Annotated in this window: 22 protein-coding genes; 5 read left to right on the forward strand and 17 right to left on the reverse strand. The window is 41.4% G+C overall.

Features of this window, described 5'->3' with window-relative positions; translation table 11 throughout:
* Positions 1-21: 21 nt before the first annotated feature.
* From ACXADT_RS21290 to ACXADT_RS21315, 6 genes are all read right to left on the reverse strand, one after another.
* Positions 22-828, reverse strand: a complete 807-nt coding sequence (locus ACXADT_RS21290) for an AAC(3) family N-acetyltransferase (RefSeq protein WP_474832794.1) — start codon at positions 826-828, stop codon at positions 22-24.
* Positions 825-2690: a ribosomal protection-like ABC-F family protein gene (gene abc-f / locus ACXADT_RS21295; RefSeq protein WP_474832795.1), complete on the reverse strand. Its 1866-nt coding sequence runs from the start codon at positions 2688-2690 to the stop codon at positions 825-827. The genes ACXADT_RS21290 and abc-f overlap by 4 nt, the downstream gene beginning before the upstream one ends.
* 162 nt (positions 2691-2852) lie before the next feature.
* Positions 2853-2966, reverse strand: coding sequence for an RAxF-45 family protein (locus tag ACXADT_RS21300; RefSeq protein ID WP_474832797.1), 114 nt, complete (start codon positions 2964-2966; stop codon positions 2853-2855).
* Between the two features lie 57 nt (positions 2967-3023).
* On the reverse strand, positions 3024-3341 hold the full coding sequence (locus ACXADT_RS21305; RefSeq protein ID WP_270180668.1) for a DMT family transporter: 318 nt from the start codon (positions 3339-3341) through the stop codon (positions 3024-3026).
* Positions 3342-3353: 12 nt separating this feature from the next.
* Positions 3354-3683, reverse strand: a complete 330-nt coding sequence (locus ACXADT_RS21310; RefSeq protein ID WP_474813996.1) for a DMT family transporter — start codon at positions 3681-3683, stop codon at positions 3354-3356.
* A gap of 1 nt (position 3684) precedes the next feature.
* Entirely contained in the window at positions 3685-4269 is a 585-nt protein-coding gene (locus tag ACXADT_RS21315) for a TetR/AcrR family transcriptional regulator (RefSeq protein ID WP_474813998.1), read from the reverse strand.
* 472 nt (positions 4270-4741) lie between these two features.
* Here ACXADT_RS21315 and ACXADT_RS21320 point away from each other — a divergent pair, with 472 nt between their 5' ends.
* The gene (locus tag ACXADT_RS21320; protein WP_474832798.1) at positions 4742-5893 is read left to right on the forward strand and encodes a zinc ribbon domain-containing protein; all 1152 of its coding nucleotides are present in this window, start codon (positions 4742-4744) and stop codon (positions 5891-5893) included.
* A gap of 22 nt (positions 5894-5915) precedes the next feature.
* A complete protein-coding gene (locus ACXADT_RS21325) occupies positions 5916-7076 on the forward strand; it encodes a S1C family serine protease (protein ID WP_474832800.1) in 1161 nt (386 codons plus the stop codon).
* A 343-nt stretch (positions 7077-7419) separates the two neighbouring features.
* On the opposite strand, the gene ACXADT_RS21330 is transcribed toward ACXADT_RS21325, so the two are convergent.
* The gene (locus ACXADT_RS21330) at positions 7420-8244 is read right to left on the reverse strand and encodes an SPL family radical SAM protein (protein WP_474814003.1); all 825 of its coding nucleotides are present in this window, start codon (positions 8242-8244) and stop codon (positions 7420-7422) included.
* A 96-nt stretch (positions 8245-8340) separates the two neighbouring features.
* On the opposite strand from ACXADT_RS21330, the gene ACXADT_RS21335 reads away from it, so the two are divergent.
* The gene (locus tag ACXADT_RS21335; protein ID WP_474814005.1) at positions 8341-8754 is read left to right on the forward strand and encodes a hypothetical protein; all 414 of its coding nucleotides are present in this window, start codon (positions 8341-8343) and stop codon (positions 8752-8754) included.
* Between the two features lie 52 nt (positions 8755-8806).
* On the opposite strand, the gene ACXADT_RS21340 is transcribed toward ACXADT_RS21335, so the two are convergent.
* Positions 8807-9685, reverse strand: a complete 879-nt coding sequence (locus tag ACXADT_RS21340) for a LysR family transcriptional regulator (RefSeq protein WP_270180661.1) — start codon at positions 9683-9685, stop codon at positions 8807-8809.
* Between the two features lie 115 nt (positions 9686-9800).
* On the opposite strand from ACXADT_RS21340, the gene ACXADT_RS21345 reads away from it, so the two are divergent.
* Positions 9801-10889 (forward strand): citrate synthase, encoded by a 1089-nt coding sequence (locus ACXADT_RS21345; RefSeq protein WP_474832801.1) that lies wholly within the window; start codon positions 9801-9803, stop codon positions 10887-10889.
* A gap of 91 nt (positions 10890-10980) precedes the next feature.
* Here the strand turns inward: ACXADT_RS21345 and queC are convergent, their stop codons facing one another.
* From queC to queD, 3 genes are read right to left on the reverse strand one after another with little or no spacing between them, the layout of a single operon-like run.
* Positions 10981-11655: a 7-cyano-7-deazaguanine synthase QueC gene (queC, locus tag ACXADT_RS21350; protein WP_270180659.1), complete on the reverse strand. Its 675-nt coding sequence runs from the start codon at positions 11653-11655 to the stop codon at positions 10981-10983.
* A 2-nt stretch (positions 11656-11657) separates the two neighbouring features.
* The gene (locus tag ACXADT_RS21355) at positions 11658-12386 is read right to left on the reverse strand and encodes a 7-carboxy-7-deazaguanine synthase QueE (RefSeq protein WP_474832803.1); all 729 of its coding nucleotides are present in this window, start codon (positions 12384-12386) and stop codon (positions 11658-11660) included.
* Positions 12383-12856 (reverse strand): 6-carboxytetrahydropterin synthase QueD, encoded by a 474-nt coding sequence (gene queD, locus ACXADT_RS21360; protein ID WP_474832805.1) that lies wholly within the window; start codon positions 12854-12856, stop codon positions 12383-12385. The genes ACXADT_RS21355 and queD overlap by 4 nt, the downstream gene beginning before the upstream one ends.
* A 283-nt stretch (positions 12857-13139) precedes the next feature.
* Between queD and ACXADT_RS21365 the strand changes: the two genes are divergently transcribed.
* Positions 13140-13370 carry a hypothetical protein gene (locus ACXADT_RS21365; RefSeq protein ID WP_270180656.1) on the forward strand — a complete coding sequence of 77 codons (231 nt, stop codon included), beginning with the start codon at positions 13140-13142 and terminating at the stop codon, positions 13368-13370.
* Positions 13371-13450: 80 nt separating this feature from the next.
* Here the strand turns inward: ACXADT_RS21365 and ACXADT_RS21370 are convergent, their stop codons facing one another.
* From ACXADT_RS21370 to ACXADT_RS21395, 6 genes are all read right to left on the reverse strand, one after another.
* The gene (locus tag ACXADT_RS21370; protein WP_474832806.1) at positions 13451-14629 is read right to left on the reverse strand and encodes an aminotransferase; all 1179 of its coding nucleotides are present in this window, start codon (positions 14627-14629) and stop codon (positions 13451-13453) included.
* On the reverse strand, positions 14626-15120 hold the full coding sequence (locus ACXADT_RS21375) for an Lrp/AsnC family transcriptional regulator (RefSeq protein ID WP_270180654.1): 495 nt from the start codon (positions 15118-15120) through the stop codon (positions 14626-14628). The genes ACXADT_RS21370 and ACXADT_RS21375 overlap by 4 nt, the downstream gene beginning before the upstream one ends.
* A 96-nt stretch (positions 15121-15216) precedes the next feature.
* Positions 15217-16284: a Ger(x)C family spore germination protein gene (locus ACXADT_RS21380; protein ID WP_474832808.1), complete on the reverse strand. Its 1068-nt coding sequence runs from the start codon at positions 16282-16284 to the stop codon at positions 15217-15219.
* A complete protein-coding gene (locus tag ACXADT_RS21385; protein WP_474832809.1) occupies positions 16281-17366 on the reverse strand; it encodes a GerAB/ArcD/ProY family transporter in 1086 nt (361 codons plus the stop codon). Before ACXADT_RS21385 ends, ACXADT_RS21380 begins: the two co-directional genes overlap by 4 nt.
* A 12-nt stretch (positions 17367-17378) precedes the next feature.
* Positions 17379-18908: a spore germination protein gene (locus tag ACXADT_RS21390; RefSeq protein ID WP_474832811.1), complete on the reverse strand. Its 1530-nt coding sequence runs from the start codon at positions 18906-18908 to the stop codon at positions 17379-17381.
* 55 nt (positions 18909-18963) lie between these two features.
* A complete protein-coding gene (locus ACXADT_RS21395) occupies positions 18964-20388 on the reverse strand; it encodes a cryptochrome/photolyase family protein (RefSeq protein ID WP_474832813.1) in 1425 nt (474 codons plus the stop codon).
* Positions 20389-20700: the final 312 nt, after the last annotated feature.

Here is a 20700-nt window from a genome sequence, read left to right on the forward strand (position 1 = left end):
GAGGAGTCGTTTAAACACCTTTTAATCGATTTGTTCACGATACCACTCTCGTCCAAAATCGACCATTTTTCGCTGGTTGATCAACTTACAAGTTGCCTTTCCAACCTTCATACAGTTGAAGTCCCCACTTTTTTCGAATTCCTTCCCGATCTGTTCGAAGACATCTGAATCGTAGTCAATTTCCTCATATGCCTTCCAAAGCCTTTCTCCATTTTCTAATAAAGCAGCTGCTTTAGTTTGTAGAGGCTTATTCGGTCTAGCATGCTCTGCATAGTGCAGGGAAGTATTGCTATCATGTCCTACTCCAAGCAAAAGGATCATACCGTTTAACTCATAAATCTTCCCTAGTGGTGACCGATCGCCAAATCCGCTTTCTAGCGGCTGTTCTTCTAAGATGTAGTCGCGATACTTTCCAAATGCTGCGAAGGAATAAGTCGGGTGGTTACTCCTCCTTACCCCTGGCATCGTTCGAAACAATTCTGCTATAACACCCATTCCTCTTGTTGGAGTCGTATCCTCACAAAATGCAGGCATGTTTTCTCTAATGATCGGCCACCACGATTCTGGAACAGGTGGATTCATCCAATTCGCGGGGTCAGAATTTCCAGCAGATTGTGTGGGCATCACGATCGTGCCATCATGACCGACAGCATCGGCCAATGCTCGTATTACCGCTTCTGCACCACCGCATACCCATCCGAGAGAACTAAGAGAGGAATGAACGAGAATGGTCATCCCCTCTTTTACACCTAACTCCCTGAAATCATCTACTAAGCTAGCCATCGTATGTGGTTCGATCATACTTTCTGTCGTTCGCTTTTCAGTCATTCTACTTCCCCCTGTAACAACTCGTATAATTCGTTTCGTTTTTCTTCCATCTTTTCTTTCTCACGATAAAGAGTCCCGAGTTCGTTCTGATCGCTTGTCCTTAGCAGCTTATCCTCGAGGTTATACAATTCTTCCTCAATTTGTTCAACTTTCTCCTCAATCGTAGCTGCTTTCTTCACAGGTGTTTTCTGCTCGGGCTCTTTATACTCTTTAGACCCTTTTCCTTCTTTCAAGTCGCTCTGATTTTCAGAAAGCATCTCAATATGCTTCACTCTTGCTTGACTGTATGACTCTAAATAGTGATAGAGTTTCCCTTCTTGGAGCCAATACGTAATTGGAAAACACTTATTCAATAAATAGCGATCATGTGAAACGCAAATGATCGTTCCAGGAAACCGCTCGATCGCATCTTCTAGCACTTCTCTAGAATCAATATCAAGATGGTTCGTTGGTTCATCCAGAACGAGTAGGTTGATATCTTTACTCATCAGCTGAGCTAGACGAAGTCTCATCTTCTCTCCACCACTTAAAGAAGAAAGTTTTGAGAACACGCTATATCCATAAAATAAGAAACGGGATAGCTCATGACGTGCATCACCTTCAGCAACTTTCGCTGTTTCGCGATAGACGTCGATCACCCTCGCGTCCTTCCGATCTTCAAAAACGTGCTGAGAGAGATACCCAACCTTCAAGCTGGACCCTTGTACAACTTTTCCATCGGCGGGTTCGTGCTGACCAAGTAGGACTTTTAATAGCGTTGTCTTTCCACTTCCATTTTTCCCAACGATTGCTACCCTTTCCGGATAGCGAATATTCCAATCAACGTTCTTTAATAGTGGTTTACTAGTAAAGCCAGCCGTCACATTTTCAAACGTGATCACATCTTTCCCGCTTCGATTTGCCATGTCAAATTCGAGTCCCATCTTTCGTCGTTCTAGAATCGGACGTTTGACCTTATCCATGCGTTCTAAAGCTCGTTCCATATTCCTTGCTCGTTTGTGAAGAGCAGCATTTGGAGGATTCGCCTGATTTGCCCACTCTCTTAAACGCTTTATCGCTTCTTTCATCTTCTTTATCTTCTTTTGTTGTTCTTGGAAAGCTTGAAATTCTGCTAGAAGCACCTCTTCTTTTTTCTGAACGAAATAACTATATGAACCGACGTATATTGTTAGTTCACCGTCTTCTAAATCCATCACTTTAGTAACGACTTCATCAAGGAAATACCTATCATGCGAGACGATGAGAACAGTACCTTTGTATGCTCGTAAAAACTCCTCTAACCATTCGACCGCGTCTATATCAAGGTGATTCGTCGGTTCATCGAGTAAGAGAAGATCTGGTTCTTTCAATAAGATCAATCCTAAGCAAACCTTTGTTTGTTCTCCCCCGCTTAGCTGAGAGAACGCAGTATCTAGTAGATGGCTGATGCCTAAACCGTTGGCTACGGTTTTCATCTTGGAATCTGTTTCATAACCACCTCTCCTCGAATACTCGTCAAGGACATGTCCATACTCTGTTATTACTTTTTCATTAGCTCCCTTCGCCATCTCCTCTTCGAGCTTTTTCATTCGGTCAGCTAGATTTTCAAGGTCGCTGAAGGCATCGTTCAATACATCTCTAGCAGTACCTTTGTATTCAGGTATTTGAGCTAGATAGCCGATCGTAGTGCCTTTCTTATAATGAATGTCTCCTTCATCCGGTCGTTCAACGCCAGCAAGCAGTTTAAACAACGTTGTTTTACCGCTCCCATTTCTTCCTACGATTCCAACCCGATCTCCTTCATTTATTTCAAACGTAATCTCTTCAAAAACGGTGTTTCCACCGAGCATTTTACTGATCGATTGTGCCGTGCAAACCATCATGATTATCCCATCCTTTTTCGATAATAAAAAAAGCCACAGATAAGGATACACCTCACCTGTGGCTACTTCTTGCATAAAAAAGAGCGGCAAACTACGCCGCTCCTCTCTCTTATATTAGTTCCGTCTGAAGTAGGGTAAGAGCGCCTTACGCGATCGTCGTGCTTATGAAGTTGCTAAAAAGGGCATACGTGTCCCGTTAGCAGCTCCATCATGAATAATCGCACGGCAACAGCTAGCATAATCAACAAATTCCGCACGAACGACAGCGTTTAACATCTCTTACCTCACCTCCTTCATTTAATACTTTAACTTTATCTAAAGTTTCAGAAAAAATCAACCCTCTGTTACTTTTAGACCAACTACTGAAATAACGATGAATGAAATCAAAAGGAGTTGGATTCGATTTCTTGGTTCTTTAAACCAATACATCCCGATCAGCACACTTCCAGCAGAACCAATTCCCGTCCAAATCGCATACGCCGTTCCGACCGGCAGTGCCTTAAGTGAAAGGGAAAGCATAAAAAAGCTCAGCATACCAAAGGCGATCGTCATAAGAGATGCCTTGAGGTTTCTAAATCCATTGGATAACTTAAGACTGGTTACCCCACCAATTTCCGCTATCCCAGCTATCAACAGTGCAATCCATGCCATCTCGCAACCCTCCTACGCTTCAGATTGGTTTGAGGTTAACTTCAAACCAACGATTGAAAAAATGAGTAATACTACAAAGAACACTTTGAACAGATTTACTGTTTCATTTAAATAAACCATCCCTACGATCGTTGTTCCAGCAGCTCCAAGACCAGTAAAAATGGCATAAGCTGTTCCGACCGGCAAATATTTAATGGCCTTACCAAAAAAGAAGAAACTGATCCCGATACCTGCGACTGTCAATACACTGATGATTGGATTACTGAATCCATCAGAATACTTTAGACCAAGCGCCCATCCGACCTCCATCAATCCACCGATTACAAGAAAGATCCATGCCATCTCAATCACCTACTCTCATATAGTTGATGCCATTTATAAATAATGCCCATGAATGTTCAAGACGCTTACTATGTTCTTCTTTTGAATAATAGAAGAGCTGCTCAAACACACCGTCTAACAAACATAAATACGCATCGAATATTTGATCACAGTCAAGTTTCGAATCCATTTTTCCGAGAATCGAATAAACCACTTCTTTCATTACACCCTCTGTTGCTTCAAACATGTCATAAATATCACTTCGCAACGATTCAGGTGGAAACAAGAACATCCGTTTAAAGATCAGACCTAATTCATGATTCTGTAAATACGCCGTATTTCTTATCAAAAGCGTATAAAGTTGCTTCTCAGGATCTAGAGAAGCTATTTCCTTTGCCGTCTCTTCAAAGAATGTATTATAGTCGATCGTTACTTTATTAATAACGGCAAGAAATAAGTCTTCTTTATTTTTAAAATGAGCGTAAAGGGAAGGTTTCTTAATTCCGACTTCATCTGCAATATCATTGAGAGAGGTTCCTTCAAACCCTTTTTGAGCAAATAATATCAATGCTTTTTCCTTAATTACCTTCTGAGTTTCTTGTGCCATATCGACAACCTCCCTACCATTCGTTAGGTAAACATCAAAATAAATAACGGTTACCTACCGTCCGTTAGTTAGTGTACCAAATTTTTATCCACAACGCAAGTTTCCTTAAAAACAAAAAAAAGGACCGGCATATAGCCGGTCTTCCTGGTAACGGAATATTTGAAAGGGGGTCTGGTAATAGAGTAACAAAATGGTAATAGACACGAACAGAGCAAGATAACCCATTCCATTTGAACCTGTTGATCAGTTTACCCTCAAAAGCATATCAATAGATCCAGGACTAAGGTATTGTTTTTTGTATCACGTTTCAGAAACACGCCTTTTGATTCAGTGGAAAGATTGAAGGAAATATTTTCTCTAAAATTTCTTTATATTTCAATTTACCAACAACCTCTGAAAACATATTTCCCTCCTGTAGCTTTTGTGTCAAAATAGTTATTGTAAAGAGATTGAAAGCAGGTGGAGATAAAGAATGTATTGTCCACATTGTGGAAAGAAAAGAGATAGTAACGACCAATTTTGTTTCTCCTGTGGAAAAGAACTCGTCTCCCAAACGAAGGGAAAACGTTCTTTCTTGGTTCGTTGGTTACCGCTTATGATTTTCTTTGTAATCGGTATTACACTCTCAAGCTATTACTACTATGAAGAGTCTGTAACGAATGCAGCCATCCGTTCATTTGAACAAGGAGAAAAGCTAGCAGAAAAAGGTAATTATAAAGAAGCGCAAAATAAATTTGAAGAAGCGAAAGCGCAGCGTGATCAATTCCCCGCTGCACAAACCAATCAAAACATGATGAAGACAGCAATCGAAGTTGAAAGTACGCTGAACTCAGCTGAAAAAGCTCGCAAAAAAGACGACTACTCTCATGCATTAGAACTCGTCGACAACGCCGAAACAGAATTGAACCAATTTAAAGGGCCTTTAGTCACGGATCTCCAAAATGATATCGCCTCAGCGAGAACAACCGTCATGGTAGCCGAACTGAAGTTTGATATGAAAGGAAAGAAATCGGTCGAAGCCCTCAAGCCAGTGTTAACTAGAGCAGAAACGCTTGAAGTTGATGAAGCGAAAGAAGTAGCGAATCAAATTCGTAACCAGATCATTGAGTTCTCTATGAATGAAGCGAACAAACATTTAAAAGACAATCAGTTTTCGAAAGCCCTCTATGCAGTTGAAGATGGGTTACAGATCAATAGTGAAAACGAAAAATTATTAAACTTAAAAAGCGTTATAGAAAAGAGAAAGAACGCATTCGAAGAAGAACAGCAAAAACGGATTGAGCAAGCAATGGTAGCGGCAGCGAAAGAAGAAGAAATGAACCGCACCAACGCCATAGAATTAGTCGATGCTAAAACTTCCGTCACCGAGTATAACGAGCTCAAAATCACAGGCAATGTTAAGAGTAAAGCCACTGTTCCTGTTTCATCGATCGGTGCATCTTATCAAGTACTTGATAGTGAAGGTAAGGTTTTTCGAAAGGGCGAAGTCTATATAAACCCAGAAACACTCTATCCTGAAGATACAGGAAAATTTGATTTCACAATTTATGAAATTGATAAAGACGTCAAAAACCTAGACGAATACACCGTAAAAATCGACCACTTCACGTGGTTCGTAGAATAGCAGAAAGGAGTTTCATAACGAGATGATTAATAAATCTGCTATTATCTCCCTAGCTGCCTCATTACTTTTAATAGTAGGAGGCAGCGTGGGTTTTTATTATTTATATGACCATTATGACAGTACCACTGTCAACGCCACTTCTTCCTTAGGGGAGGAGTCTGAGACAACAAGCTCCAAAGAAGATAGTGAGGATTTAAAAAGCATCATTCATGATACTCAGAAAAGCGTTGTGCAGATCAACGTTCAGTTGAAAGACGGAACTTCTTCTGGTTCTGGCTTTTTATATAACAATCTTGGTGATGTGATTACAAATGCGCATGTCGTTGAAGATGCTGAAAAAATCATCGTAAAAACATCCGATGCCAAACAATTCGAAGCGCAAGTAATCGGTATGGGTGAGACAATCGATATAGCTGTCTTACGGGTTCCTGGTCTGAAAGATGCAGCACCTTTACCTGTCGCAGAAAAAAGAATGGCTGAAGTAGGTGATGATATCATCGCGCTCGGAAGCCCACTTGGCTTACAAAACACCGTTACGACTGGAATCATCAGCGGTCTCGACAGAGAGTTCATTCTTGAACCGTATCGTTATGAGAACATTTACCAAATCTCCGCTCCCATTACAGACGGAAATAGCGGGGGTCCTCTTATTGATGCGAATACAGGTGAAGCGATCGCAATCAATTCAGCTGGTACTGAATCCGGAGCAATCGGGTTCAGTATTCCGATCAAGAATGTGATCGAACAGCTTACATCCTGGTCAAACGACCCAGTAAAAGTAACTGTCGACGACGAGAGCCAAGAGTCTGTCTCGACTCCACAAGGACTCACTGGCGAAGATTTTGAAGAAAATGCACAGTACTTAATCGGGTATTTTTACGAAAGCCTCGCGACACAAGATTATGTAACAGCCTACTCTCTTCTCGGCAGCCGCTGGCAAAACGAAATGCCTTACGAAACATTTAGAAGCGGGTATATTCGAACCCTCGATGTAGAAGTATCGAACATGGCGGGCACGCTGAATGAAAACAATGAAGAAGTAAAAGTAACGGCAACGATCGAAGCGCAAGAGCGGACTGATGATCAAAAAACAAAAACATCTATGTACAATGTGACCTATCAAGTGGGTTATGAGAACGATCATTTAAAGATTCTGAGTGGCACAGCGAAAAAGCTTAAATAAGAAATAAAAGCATGGGGTAAACCCCATGCTTAGCTTGTCGAGGAACCTATTTGCGGTGCTCCCGATACCGTAGTCGATGACGATCGCATGCTTTCCGCGGACGAACGTCCAAGCCCGAGGTGAAAACCACACCCCGGTCTCGGCCGCCCGTTCTACCGCAGGAGTCCGCGATCGTCTCTCCTACTTGATGAGAATTGATCCAAAACGAACGTTCCGTCCAATGGTTTAACAGACAGATATCTCACTACCCTTCAACATTAATTAGAATGGAAATGATCAACTACTTTCATCTAAACACCGAGAGTTTCTCTACACACTGAGCATGGGGCAAGCCCCATGCTTTTTAGTTTGGAGGATAGAATCCTTCTTGTGAAATGAAGATGTTTCCTTCGCTAAACTTCTCTAACAAGCGATTCTTTATTTTTAGGTAGGTCTTCCGATCATACCAATCCCCTAAATTGTGTTCTTCAAACAATTTACGAATTCCGAGCTGTTCAGTCCTTTTTCCACCGCTTCCATCTCCCATAAAGAAATCATCGAGCGTAACTCGATTTACAGCACGATGCAGTTTCTCCGGGAAGTCCTCTGAACATGGTAATAACGGTGCGACTGCAGCTTGAACGGGTACACCTGCCTCTCGTAATTCTTTTAATGCCTTCAATCGCCCTCCTATCGGCGGCGCTTGAGGTGCGAAAATCTTCCTTACTGACTCTAAATCAGTCTCGACCGTGATGCTGACGAGAACTTGATTGCCAAGCTTTTTCAACAGGTCGATGTCCCTTGTCACAAGAGGTGACCTTGTTTGAAGAAACAGAAAATCTGGTGTCTCTTCAAGCATAGCTTCAAGAAGGCTTCTAGTTAATTCTGTTTTATATTCAATCGGTTGGTAAGGATCTGTAGAGGAGGACATAAAGATCGAGACTTTCCCTTTTTTCTTTGCTTTTGGAATCTCTTTCTTTAATAATGCGACTCCATTTTCTTTAATGTCCACCCACTCTCCCCAATCTTCCTCTCGAAACAAAGCGATCGGCATTCTCCTCACATAGCAATAGGAACAACCAAATGCACAGCCAGCGTAAGGATTCAGCGTATGACTATATCCATTTAAAAAACCGCTCCCTTTCGTCAAGATCGTTCGGGACGTACGGCTTTGAATGGAAGGCTTCATTCTATCCCTCCTTCTAGCAAGAACGTAGGTTCTTATCTCTATACATAAAAATCCCCGAAAATGGAGAATATAAACATCGAAAGGTGGTTACGTATTATGAAGATGATAGTACCTCTCCTTCTAATGATGGGTATCCTAATCTCACCAAATGGAACAGAAGCAGCTCTCCCAGTTAAACTCCTTCAAGAGGAATGCCCTAATCTTCAGAAGGTGAATAACCCGAGCTCAATCCAAGAACTTCAGGCAAAACTACAGGTAGTCGTTCCATCACTAATGACCCAAGACCCAAATGCGAAAAGTTGGCGGGTGTTGTCCACAACAAAACTAAATCGTTCTTCTCCTTACTATAAACCAGCTGTAAAAGCATGTAGCAAAAAAACTGCCGATCAAAGCTACCTTGTCGATGTTCTTGTGACGAAGAAGTCGACGAACTTCCCTGTTCATATTCACCTATTTGCAACGAATCAGGTTGAAAAAGGCTGGCAGCTTTGGGGATTGACGACGTATTGATGTAAACGTCCGATGGACAGTTTAACCCCGATCAGGAAACTGGTCGGGTATTTTAATGCATATATCTTTCTAGGAACTCTTTAAATAGACTCGCTTCTCGTGAAATATGGTGATAGACCATATACGTATACACTGTCGGAAGCTTTATTTCACTCGTTTCCACTTCTAACATCCTTCCTTCAAGCAGCTCTCTTTGAACGGCAGACCTTGGCAGAAAAGAAAATCCAAGCCCCTCTTCAATAAAACGCTTTGTTACATGCACCTGAGAGACCACCATCGTCCGAATTCCTTCATACCTTGCACGTAGTTCGATCAATAGCTCTTCCCAATACCCTGGGTGTGAATACGTTAGCAATGTTGTATGGTTACAATACTCTTCAAGACTTAATGGCAAGCTCGTTTCGGCATCACCACCATCATGAGGAACGACGAGCACAATTGGATCTGGACCCATTTTTTCTGAGGTGAGATGCTGCTGTATGGCAGCCATCCTCGATAACCCTAAGTCAGCTGATCCATCAGCTACACTATCTCCAATATCAGTAGACTCACTCACCTTTACCACAACTTCTATCGAAGGATGCTGTTTCATAAACTGCTGCAGGACGTAAGGCAAAAGGGTCGCAGCTAGTAAAGGTGATACAGCGATTGTTATCTTCTTATCGTACCCTTGATTCCACCCTGACATATGTTGAAGGCTGCTATTATAGTGGTCGACCATTGTTTTTGCATAAGGTAGGAACTGTCTTCCTGCTTCAGATAGCACCACACGTCTCCCGTTCTTCACAAAGAGCTTACTGTTCAGCGCTTTTTCTAATTGTTGAATATGTACCGTTACAGTGGGTTGAGCGAGATATAACTTCTCAGAAGCTTCTCGGAAGTTTTCATAGGTGGCTGCAGCAACGAACGTTCGAAGCCAGTTCAGGTTCATTTCTTCCCCCTCCAATCAATTACGTTTCTCTATCAATAATACCATTATTATTTATTAGTCATAATGATAGCGTAACGATACACTGAAAACAAGAATATAGATTGGAGTTGATGATATGGTTCATGCTGGATTAAAGGGAATTGTTGCTGCTGAGTCAGAAATCAGTCTTGTTGACGGTGAAAGAGGCCAACTCGTCTATCGTGGGGAGTGGGCTTCCACTTTAGCAAAAGAAAAATCGTTTGAGGAAGTCGTTTATTTCTTGTGGAATGGGTCATTTCCAAGTGAAAAGGCTCTTAAAGAATTTTCTACTAAACTTCTAGAAGCGAGATATCTCAAATCTTATCAAAAAGACATACTAGACCGACTATCTGAAAGTATGGATATGATGGCTGCGATTCGAACAGTAGTTTCATCCATGGGTAACAAGGCGGACACGTTTCCTTCCACCGAACAAGAAGGAATCAAAATCGTGGGTCTCATCCCAACGATTATTTCGTATCGCTACAGATCATTGCAAGGAGATCCGATCATTGAACCAGATGCTTCGCTCTCGCATGTTGCAAACTTTTTGTACATGCTAAAAGGAAAAACGCCTGATGAAAATCATGTAAAGGCGTTGTCAGCTTATTTTGTCTTAACGATGGAACATGGTTTGAACGCTTCAACCTTTACTGCCCGTGTTATCGCCTCAACAGAAAGTGATCTCGTATCAGCAATTGCTGGTGCGATCGGTGCAATGAAAGGACCATTGCATGGTGGTGCTCCTACTGGAGTAATCGACTTACTTGAAGAGATCAAGAAAGAAGGAAGTGCAGATCGCGTCTTAAAAAGGAAGTTAGAAAATAAAGAAAAGCTAATGGGCTTCGGCCATCGAATCTATAAAACACGCGATCCAAGAGCTGCTGCGCTCAGTGACATCACTTCAAATTTCTATGATGATGAGGAATTTAAGCTAGCTCATGAAGTGGAGAACAAAGCTGTTGAACTACTAAAAGAGCATAAGCCAGGAAGAAACCTTTATGCGAATGTAGAATACTATGCAGCTGCTATCCTGCGCTCGATCGAGCTTCCAACAGAATTATTCACTCCGACCTTTACCGCAGCAAGATGTGCAGGCTGGGTCGCACATGTCTACGAACAAAACCAAAACAACAGCATCATCCGCCCTTCCTCCACCTATACTGGGGAAATCCCTGCGGAGTGACCTTCCGGAGTTACGTAGTGACAGGCACCGCCCGGTATTTGTCGAAGGGGGAAACAAAAAGAAGCGCCAGCCAGGCGCTTCTTTTAATCTATTACCCTTTATAAGGAATCGGATCAGTTGAACCTGCTTCTTCAAATCCTTTTAATCGAAGACGACAGCTATCACATTCCCCACAAGCTTCTTCTTCTCCGTTGTAACAAGAAGTGGTCAACTCATAAGGCACATCTAACCTTAACCCTTCTTTAACCGTTTCAGCTTTCGTTAAATCGATCAATGGCGTCTCGATTACCATGTTACTACCAGTTGCTCCTGCTTTTGTTGCAAGGTTTACCGTTTCATTCATACTCTCGATAAACTCAGGACGACAATCCGGATAACCGCTATAATCGACCGCTGACACCCCGATATAGATGGCCTCCGCTCCAATCACTTCAGCATAAGCTGATGCTAGCGAAAGAAAGATCATATTCCTTGCAGGCACATACGTTGCAGGGATCTCATCTTCATCCATGTCAGTTGGGACATCGATCGACTGATCTGTTAATGCACTCCCACCGATTTGGTTCAGAAAGCTAATGTTTACAATCCGATGGTCTGGTGCTTCATAGTACTCAGCCACCTTCTTAGCCTGCTCCACTTCACGATTATGCTTTTGCCCATAGTGGAAGGTAATTGGATAAAGCTCATATCCTTTTTCCTTCGCCATTCCCATACAGGTCGTACTATCAAGTCCACCACTCAATACGATGACTGCTTTTTTACTCAAATCTACACACCTCTTTTATTAGGATCCCAAATGATTTTATGAAGCTGCATGCTGAGCTTTACTCTACTCAGTCCAGCATCGAGTATCTTTTGAACGAGTTTATTCGGTGGCATCGTTTCCCAAACAGGACTATAAAGAACCTGACCTTTATCATGATGCTCAGCCACAACCTCTGTCGCCACATCGAAATCTTCGTCAGACCCAATAACGAACTTGATTTCATCCTGGTCATCGAGCAGAGCGAAATTATCATGAAGCATACGATGCTGCTCACCGGAATCAGGAAGCTTATAGTCCATCACAAAGCGAACCTTGCTTTCCCACTCCTCATTTTCACTTCTCACTTGTTCATATGGCGCAAGATCGATTGCACCGTTCGTTTCGATGTGAATATCTTCAATATGCGGAAGGTCTACCATCGCTTGTAACAGAGCATATGACTTTTCACGATGAATCAACGGTTCGCCGCCCGTGAAACAGATATGCCTGCTCTTATACTGCTTGATTTGATCGATAATATCTGAAATCGTAGCTGTGTACTCAGCCTTATCAGGTGCATAGCTATAAGGCGTATCACACCAAGTACAGCGAAGGTTACAATGAAACACTCTTACAAAAACAGTTGGAAATCCGGCCCTAGTCCCTTCTCCTTCTACTGTTTCAAACACTTCAACCATCGGAAGGTTCCAATTCATATATTCTGATCGTTCAGGTAATGTCCACTTCATCATTCTGATTCCATCCATTCTCGCTTCAATGTTGCGTAACTTGTCGGTGTTTCATACAGAACGAGCTCTTCGAGACGCTGGCCATTATCTCGCATTTTACGGCTATCGAGAGCAGTATCGAGCTGTTCCCAAATCCAAACGATCATGTTCTCCGCTGTTGTATTCATGTTTGGAAGAACTTCATTTAAATAATGGTGATCAAGCTTTGAATCGATCACATCTTTAAATAATGCTTTGATCTCACCGAAATCTACTGAAATACCGATTTCGTTGACATACCCGCTAATCGTAATAACTAATTTATACGTATGACCGTGCATACTTTTACACTTGCCTTCATAACAGTGTAGGTGGTGTGCTGCGTCGAACGTAAATTCCTTTGTGACAGCCACACGCTTATTGTGATATTTTAATTCGCTTTTTTGAATATCTTCTCCAAGCAATTCAACTTTCTTAGGAATCATAAAAGACATAAAAAAAGCTCCCTTCTTTTATTCATTAGAGGGAGACGCATGAAAAAACCTTCTTTCAACGAGAAGGCATGCTACATTTCATGGGTCCCTAGTTTTGTTTTACGAGAGGAGGGAATTCCGAACTCTCCAACCTGATAATAATATCATAACACGTTTTTTGAGAAAAGCTTCTGGTAAATCTCTCCCTTATAAGAAATATAGCAGGTAAAAGCAATTGCATTACAAATGAATTGCAATCATGTAAACTTGTAGATGGACAACTATCTATAGGAGGTGACATATCATGAACCAAAACCAAGGTATGATGGAAGGAATGGGTATCCTTTTCGGTTTATTCGGTTTCCTTTACATGGCAATCATTTTATTTATCGTGATCTTAACGATCGTCTTTATCTTTAAAGCAATGGGATTCATGAAGCGAAAAACTGCGTCTGACCAGGAACAAAACGAACTACTTCGACAGCTCGTTTCAAAGCAAGCGAAGACGCATGACCATGATTCAACAGGTCATTAATGTGTTAGCCCACCTTTAAATAGGGAGGGTTTTGTTTGTCAAAAGCAATAGTTAAAGCCGTCCTTATTGGACGGCTTTCGCTAATTGCTCGCGTATTTATCTACGAACCGCTCGATTCGTTTCACAGCTTCTTGAAGGGATTCAAGGGATGTTGCGTAAGAGCATCTGACATACCCTTCGCCCCCCTCTCCAAATACATGACCAGGTACAACCGCTACGCGTTCTTCATGCAGCAGTTTCTCCGCGAACTCATCCGAAGTCATTCCTGTTGATTGAATAGATGGAAATGCATAGAATGCACCTCCTGGCATGCGGCAAGATAACCCCATCCTGTTAAATGATTTCACAATAAAGTTCCTTCGCTGACGATAACTACGCTTCATACGCTCTAAATCTTCACGACCATTACGTAGTGCTTCAAGTGCGCCATGCTGCGCGATCGTTGGAGCACACATCATCGTATATTGATGAATCGTAAGCATTACCTTCAAAATTTCTTCAGGCCCAGTCACGTAACCGAGCCTCCACCCGGTCATCGCAAAGGCTTTTGAAAACCCTGAAATCAAAATCGTTCTTTCTCTCATTCCAGGTATTCTAGCGATACTGTAATGTGGTTGATCATACGTAAGCTCAGCATAAATCTCATCAGATAACACGAGTAAGTCGTGATCTTCAATAACTTTGGCTACATCCTTCAATTCATCTTCTATCATCGTTGCGCCTGTTGGGTTACTTGGGAAACAGATGAGCACTGCCTTCGTCCGCTCTGTAATCGCTGACTTCAACTTCTCAGGTGTAAGCTTAAATTCATCTTCCTCCACCGTTTCAAGAGGCACAGGTGTCCCTCCTGCAAGGGTAACTGCAGGTGAATACGCAACGAATCCAGGCTCCACGATAATTACCTCATCGCCAGCGTCCAGTATGGAACGAAATGCTAAATCGATTGCCTGACTTGCCCCAACCGTGCAGATGATTTCTGTCTCAGCAGAATACGAAAGTGCGAACTGTTCTTTTAAGTAAGAAGAAATCTCTTGACGTAAATTCAACAAACCCGCATTAGGGGTATAAGCCGTATAGCCATTTTCTAAGGAAGCATAGCCAGCTTCACAAACATTCCATGGTGTTACAAAATCTGGCTCACCAACACCAAGAGAAATGACATTATCCATTTGAGATGCGAGATCAAAGAACTTACGAATGCCAGAAGGTTTTAGCTTCGCAGCATTTTTTGAAACATAGTCGCTTTGAACCTGACTCATGGTGACACCACAATTCGCTTATCTTTCTGTTCAGGCTCAAAAATAACACCATCATGCTTATATTTTTTCAACAGAAAATGAGTCGTGGTCGAAAGAACAGAATCAAGCGTTGACAGCTTATTTGAAACAAAAAACGCTACTTCTTTCATTGTTTTTCCTTCGATTTGAACGGAAAGATCATAAGCACCCGACATCAAGTAGACAGTCTTCACTTCAGGAAAGCGATAAATACGTTCAGCTACATCATCGAACCCAACGTCTCTTTTTGGCGTTACCTTGACATCGATCATCGCAACGACACCATCTTTTCCTGCCGCTTTATCCCAATTGATAACGGATGAATAGTTTAAAATAATGTCTTGTTCCTCTAGAGAAAGAATACTCTTTTCCACTTCCTCTACGGGTAAGTCAACCATATCAGCAAGCACCTCCAACGGGATGCGAGCATTATCTTCAAGAATTTCTAGGATTTCAATTTCTTTTTCATTCACGTTAGTTCCCCCAGTTCACTGCATTTTTTCTACTATATCATGCTTGAAAAGTAATTTCATCAGTGATGCAATGCGTTAAACTCATAAGCATGACGGTTAATCGATAATACCTGACTCTAAAATTCCAACAGTTGGTTTAATCTTGATATCGAGACCTGTATATTGATCTTCCCAATTGGAAAAGTTGAATTGCCTCGTCTGGCTCCTAGCCCGATCCCCAAGTGCTAGAGGGTCGATCTGTAAGTCTTGAAACTTCTTTATGAGTTTCAAGCTGTCTTTCTGAATTTTCTCTTCAAACTCTTTCGCAATCATCTTCTTAATTTTGTCGTCTAGTTTATCTCCAGTATACTGTGCGATATTTGCTTTTATATCCACTTTGATCGAGACCTCAGGAGAAGTGTTTCCATTATCAATCGTATAATCAACATGAGATTTCACTTTGTGGAGCGTCGCAAAATTACCGTCTGAAAGGGCAACTTCAAATAACCCTGCTTTATGATTTTTGTTAATTAATGTAAACATAAACATCTCTTCTAAATCTAGCTTCCCCACCATCTTCTCACCTTTAAAGAGAGCTAAACCCGAGACAATGATTTCATCCTCGTTCTTTTTTAAAAGAGGCATATAAGGATCCATGCCTTTACCATAATATTTATAATCGAATAAGTGAAGATTGTTTTGTGGCATATTCCCGTACTCTATCGACTGTCTGATCAATATTTGCAGAAACGGTCCAATTCCTTGAAGGTATTCGAACTCTTCTGTAATCAAGTCCCCTGCGCTTCCTTCCACTACACCTATATACATTAAACGCCCAGATGCAGGATCACGTAAGAAACTGTCCAGTACCCTTAGAACGCCTCTCTCTGCTTCCTCTTCCCCAAATAGCATCACAGCCATCTTTCCAATCGTTATCGGCTTTGGCACCCCACTCAACTTGTTTCTGAGTCCTTTAGATGTATGTGCTTCTGCCTGGAAAGTTCTCGTCTCCACTTCCTGATTTGGTTTGAATCTTTGAAGAGAAATGGTTCCTTTAATCTTTCCTTCGCTTCCTTTATCGAATCCTGCAATAAATACCACGGGTACTTCATCGATGATTTCAGTTGAAACACAAGATGTTAGTAAGAGACACAGCATGAGTGAAACAGCTAACCTTTTTTTCACCTCGTCACCCTCCTTCGAATGACACTATATAAGAAGATGATCGGGACATAGATGTAGAAAAAGTACGTACCGATCGAGGCAGTAACTGTGTTTAACATGTCGATCTGTTCACGCGTTGCAATCATGACACATGCTAGGAAGACGAGGAACAGCAAGACAATCGAAAAATGTTTTTGTTTGATATGTAACGTTTTTTTACCGATTCTTGTTGCTGCCCAAATGTATAAACAGAGATTGGGAAAAATAACAAAGCACCAAAACGTAATCCCTATATACTCAAACCTCTCTACGAAAGGAAGCTCAACCATTTTCCAAGAAACCAACGTAGACCAAATCGTCTGCTGCAGCTGTTCATCGCTATAGAATGCGATGGAAATCACCATCACGATCAAGTAGATGACCGTAGTCCCCATAATGCCTAAATGAGCCCAAATCCTTGATTTCTTAGGATTTTTAAGGAAAGGGTAAGCAAACAATAGGATCTCAGCTCCTAGATAGCTCAACGTCATTTGCTTTATTCCCATTGCGAATTCTTTCAAAGAATGATCAAAAACAGGGAGTAAATTCGTAAAAGATGAAAATTTCGCTGGCGACACCGCTGTCGTGATTAACCATATAGGTAAGATCACACCAAAAAAAGATACGCCGACTACTGTGCGAAACCCACCCGCCAGCACATAATAGGTTAACAACAAATACATGATTGCTGGAATCCATGTTTGCAGTTCGGGAAACATCCATGCTTGTATCACTTCAATAAACGTTCTCAGAACGATGACAGCACCAAGTAACATATATAACATAAAGAGGATATTGAGGAAGCCCCCAATCCAACTCCCAAACCACTTCTTATGCAGATCGATGATATCTTCGTTATCATCACCTAGTATGACGTACATCATCCACACAAACACATGAAAAATGAGCCCCGTGATAATGACAACGATCCATGCATCCTGCTCTGTATATTGTGTGATATACCTTGGAAAACCAAGGATACCAACGCCAACTTGATTGCTATGAATGATAAACATCACTAGAAAAGAGGAAACAAGAAGATCTTTTTTACGGTTATTTTCCAAAATACTCACCCTCTACTGCTCATCGAAGTCCAGTGAATTCCGTTTTTTTTCCTTCTTATCAAGAAACCTCGAAACTTTTTCTGTTCGAAAGAAATGAGCCCTCTTTTTTTGCATTACATACGGTAAGCGAAAGAACGAATCATACCAATCCATAAGCCTCGGCGGATATAGCGGAGCAAGATATGGACTTCCGAATGAAGTAAGTCTAATTAAATGAACCAGAACAAATAAACTGAATAAAGCAATTCCTATCAAGCCAAGAAAATGTGCAAATAGAATCAATGGGTACCTTAAGAATCTAATCGTATTCGTCATTCGATATACAGGGGTTGTAAATGACGCAAGCGCAGACAGCGCTACAATAATAAGAAGGATATTACTTGTAAGGGATGCTTCTACAGCTGCCGTTCCAATGACGATACCTCCCACGATACCGAGAGTCTGTCCGACTTTAGAAGGCATTCTCGCTCCTGCTTCACGCAAGAGGTCGATGGTGATCTCAAGGAACAGCACCTCGATAACAGGGATAAATGGAATGTCACTCCTTGAAGAAATCAACGTTGCAAGAAGTTTAGAAGGGAACAATTCAAAATGGTACGTTAACACAGCTACATACAAAGGAGTTGCAACGATCGACATTATAATAGAAAACATCCTGATAATTCTAAAGAATGATGCAATGTTCCATCCTAAATAATAATCCTCGAATGATACTAGAAGTTGTCCAAAATTAATCGGACCGATCAATGCATTGGATGATCCCTCTGCAAGAATCGTAATTGCTCCGTAATTCAGGTGCCCAGTTATTCTGTCTGTCCGTTCCGTATCGATCATTTGTGGAAAAACGGAAAAAGAGTTGTCTTCTAACATTTGTCCGAGGAAGGATGAGTCTGCTATGATATCGAAATCTATATCCTCAAGTCGTTGCATGACTGTATTCACATTTTGTTCTGATGCAATATCTTCAATGTAGATAACAATTACTTTGGTCTTTGAAACAGTTCCAATCGTTACCTGCTTCATTCTTAGTTTGGGATGAGGGATTCGTCTCCTAATCAAGTTCATATTTGTTTGAAGGTCTTCGATTAAGCCCTCTTTTGGTCCCATGACACTGAACTCGATCTCAGGAGCAGATAAGTCTCTAGATTTTGTAAGACTTAAATCCATCAACAATACATTTGAATCGTTGGATAAGCGTACAGCTAAATAACCATTCATCAAGCGCTCTTGTATTTTCTTTGCATCCGATGTGATCTCTAGGTTCTGGATTGGAATCTTAGACTCTAGCTCTTCAAGTGATTTCATCTCGCATTCATTAAGCTTCGGCAGCACATTTCGATGAAGCTGTGCTGGATCAATAATGGAAGCAAAATAAATGATCGTATAAGAAATTGCACTTCTCTTGTTATGATAAGTCACAAAATCCGAAGACTTACTTAAGTCCTCTAACATTTCATCTAATGTCATCTCTTTTTTGAATGGTGCTTTCTGAAACCACTTCACTTCGATCAGCTCCGCTGCTAAGTCTCTTTTAGGTAGCATGCGCATTTCTATCTACGTTATCCAAATACAAAAGCCAGGCACCTAAATGCCTGGCTCAAGAAAGTTCTTTATAAACTGCTAAAACTTTTTTTCTTTGCTCTTTATGATCCACCGATGGCTCTGGATAGTCTTTGCCAATCATGCAGTTACTTTCAACCTGCTCCTCATGAGACATCTTTGATGGGTTATGAATATAAGCCGAGGGAACATCTCTTAACTCTTCGACATATTTCTTAATAAACGTTCCATCCGGATCAAAACGCTCACCTTGTGTAGTCGGATTAAACACTCTGAAGTAAGGAACAGCATCGGTTCCAGTCGATGCTGCCCACTGCCAGCCGCCTGCATTTGAAGACTCATCATGATCGATCAGTTTCATTTCAAAATGCTGATCTCCAAGTCTCCAGTCGATCATATAATCTTTGGTTAGAAACGAAGCCGTTATCATCCGAAGACGATTGTGCATCCATCCTTCATTGTTTAATTGCCTCATCCCAGCATCAACGATTGGAAAACCAGTTTTCCCTTCTTTCCACTTTTGAAGCCGTTCTTCATCATTATTATTCCAAGGAAGGTCACGATATTTTGAGTGAAACTCTTCTTCTCGTAACGTAGGAAAGTGATAATGAACCATCCCATAAAAGTCTCTCCATGCAAGCTCTTGTAAATATGCTTCTACTCCTGTATTATCTTTTTCTGCAACTAAGTGATATAACGTACGTATCGACAGACAACCTGTTTTTAAATAAGGAGATAGTCTACTCGTACCAACCACATAAGGAAGGTCCCGATTGTTGTCATAATCCTTTAATCGATCACTTACAAACGCCTTGGCACGCTTCCGAGCGTTTTCTTCCCCTATGCCCTGCCACTCTCGGTCGCATTGACTCAGCAAGGAAGAAAACTTTTCTGAAGACTTTTCATCAAGTTTCTCATTAAATGATCGTGCATACTTCTTCAGCATTTCTCCGTCGATTTTTACGACCTCAGGTTTCTTCTGCTTACTCCATTGTTTGTAATAAGGGGAGAAAACCTTATACATCGTCCCGTCATCCTTCTTAACTTCCTCTCCTGTATGCAAGTGATAGTCTTGAAAATCATGCGCCTCAATCCCTTCACTCTCAAGCCATTCTCTCACCTTTTCATCTCTCTTTGCTCCATAGCCCACACCATCTCGATTGAAGAAAACAGCTTTTACCTCTTCTAACTCGTTCGTTACTTTTTTGAATACATCAACTGCCTCTCCATACACAACCTGAAATGGCAGCTTCATATCTAAACAGCGTTCTTGAAATTGCTTCACCGTCTGGAAAAAATAATCATGATGCGAGTCGATCGTCTGTGTAAAATGAGGATCCAATTGAAACACCCCAACCCAACGTGCATCATGTTCCTCACAATATTCGATCGCTCTATGTAATGCTGTATTGTCCTCTAATCTAAAATCCCGTCGAAACCAAACGATCACGATATCATTCATTTTCTCACCTCTCTTTGTTATCGTACCGTTTTTATTCCCTAAAAGTGAAATTCTAATAGGCTTTGTGTGTTTTTGCGTGTGAATGTGAAAGGGTATGGTGGAATTGTGTTGTTGAGATGGGGGATTTTTAGCGGATATCAGCGAAATATTTGATTTATCGGCGAAATCGGGGGAGATATCAGCGAATTTTTCGTTTTATCAGCGAAACAGGGACATTAATCAGCGAAATTTTAATTTTATCAGCGAAACGGTTGTGATAGGGATTGATTAGTCAAAAGCACAATCAGATAAAACCTTTTAGGGGCTGGAATC

It is taken from the genome of Anaerobacillus sp. ABR4_321, assembly GCF_056158505.1.

Coding starts and splice junctions, on each gene's coding strand:
- ACXADT_RS21290 (WP_474832794.1), bottom strand. CDS start 828: ATGACTGAAAAGCGAACGACAGAAAGTATGATCGAACCACATACGATG.
- abc-f (WP_474832795.1), bottom strand. CDS start 2,690: ATGATGGTTTGCACGGCACAATCGATCAGTAAAATGCTCGGTGGAAAC.
- ACXADT_RS21300 (WP_474832797.1), bottom strand. CDS start 2,966: ATGTTAAACGCTGTCGTTCGTGCGGAATTTGTTGATTATGCTAGCTGT.
- ACXADT_RS21305 (WP_270180668.1), bottom strand. CDS start 3,341: ATGGCATGGATTGCACTGTTGATAGCTGGGATAGCGGAAATTGGTGGG.
- ACXADT_RS21310 (WP_474813996.1), bottom strand. CDS start 3,683: ATGGCATGGATCTTTCTTGTAATCGGTGGATTGATGGAGGTCGGATGG.
- ACXADT_RS21315 (WP_474813998.1), bottom strand. CDS start 4,269: ATGGCACAAGAAACTCAGAAGGTAATTAAGGAAAAAGCATTGATATTA.
- ACXADT_RS21320 (WP_474832798.1), top strand. CDS start 4,742: ATGTATTGTCCACATTGTGGAAAGAAAAGAGATAGTAACGACCAATTT.
- ACXADT_RS21325 (WP_474832800.1), top strand. CDS start 5,916: ATGATTAATAAATCTGCTATTATCTCCCTAGCTGCCTCATTACTTTTA.
- ACXADT_RS21330 (WP_474814003.1), bottom strand. CDS start 8,244: ATGAAGCCTTCCATTCAAAGCCGTACGTCCCGAACGATCTTGACGAAA.
- ACXADT_RS21335 (WP_474814005.1), top strand. CDS start 8,341: ATGAAGATGATAGTACCTCTCCTTCTAATGATGGGTATCCTAATCTCA.
- ACXADT_RS21340 (WP_270180661.1), bottom strand. CDS start 9,685: ATGAACCTGAACTGGCTTCGAACGTTCGTTGCTGCAGCCACCTATGAA.
- ACXADT_RS21345 (WP_474832801.1), top strand. CDS start 9,801: ATGGTTCATGCTGGATTAAAGGGAATTGTTGCTGCTGAGTCAGAAATC.
- ACXADT_RS21355 (WP_474832803.1), bottom strand. CDS start 12,386: ATGATGAAGTGGACATTACCTGAACGATCAGAATATATGAATTGGAAC.
- queD (WP_474832805.1), bottom strand. CDS start 12,856: ATGTCTTTTATGATTCCTAAGAAAGTTGAATTGCTTGGAGAAGATATT.
- ACXADT_RS21365 (WP_270180656.1), top strand. CDS start 13,140: ATGAACCAAAACCAAGGTATGATGGAAGGAATGGGTATCCTTTTCGGT.
- ACXADT_RS21370 (WP_474832806.1), bottom strand. CDS start 14,629: ATGAGTCAGGTTCAAAGCGACTATGTTTCAAAAAATGCTGCGAAGCTA.
- ACXADT_RS21390 (WP_474832811.1), bottom strand. CDS start 18,908: ATGCTACCTAAAAGAGACTTAGCAGCGGAGCTGATCGAAGTGAAGTGG.
- ACXADT_RS21395 (WP_474832813.1), bottom strand. CDS start 20,388: ATGAATGATATCGTGATCGTTTGGTTTCGACGGGATTTTAGATTAGAG.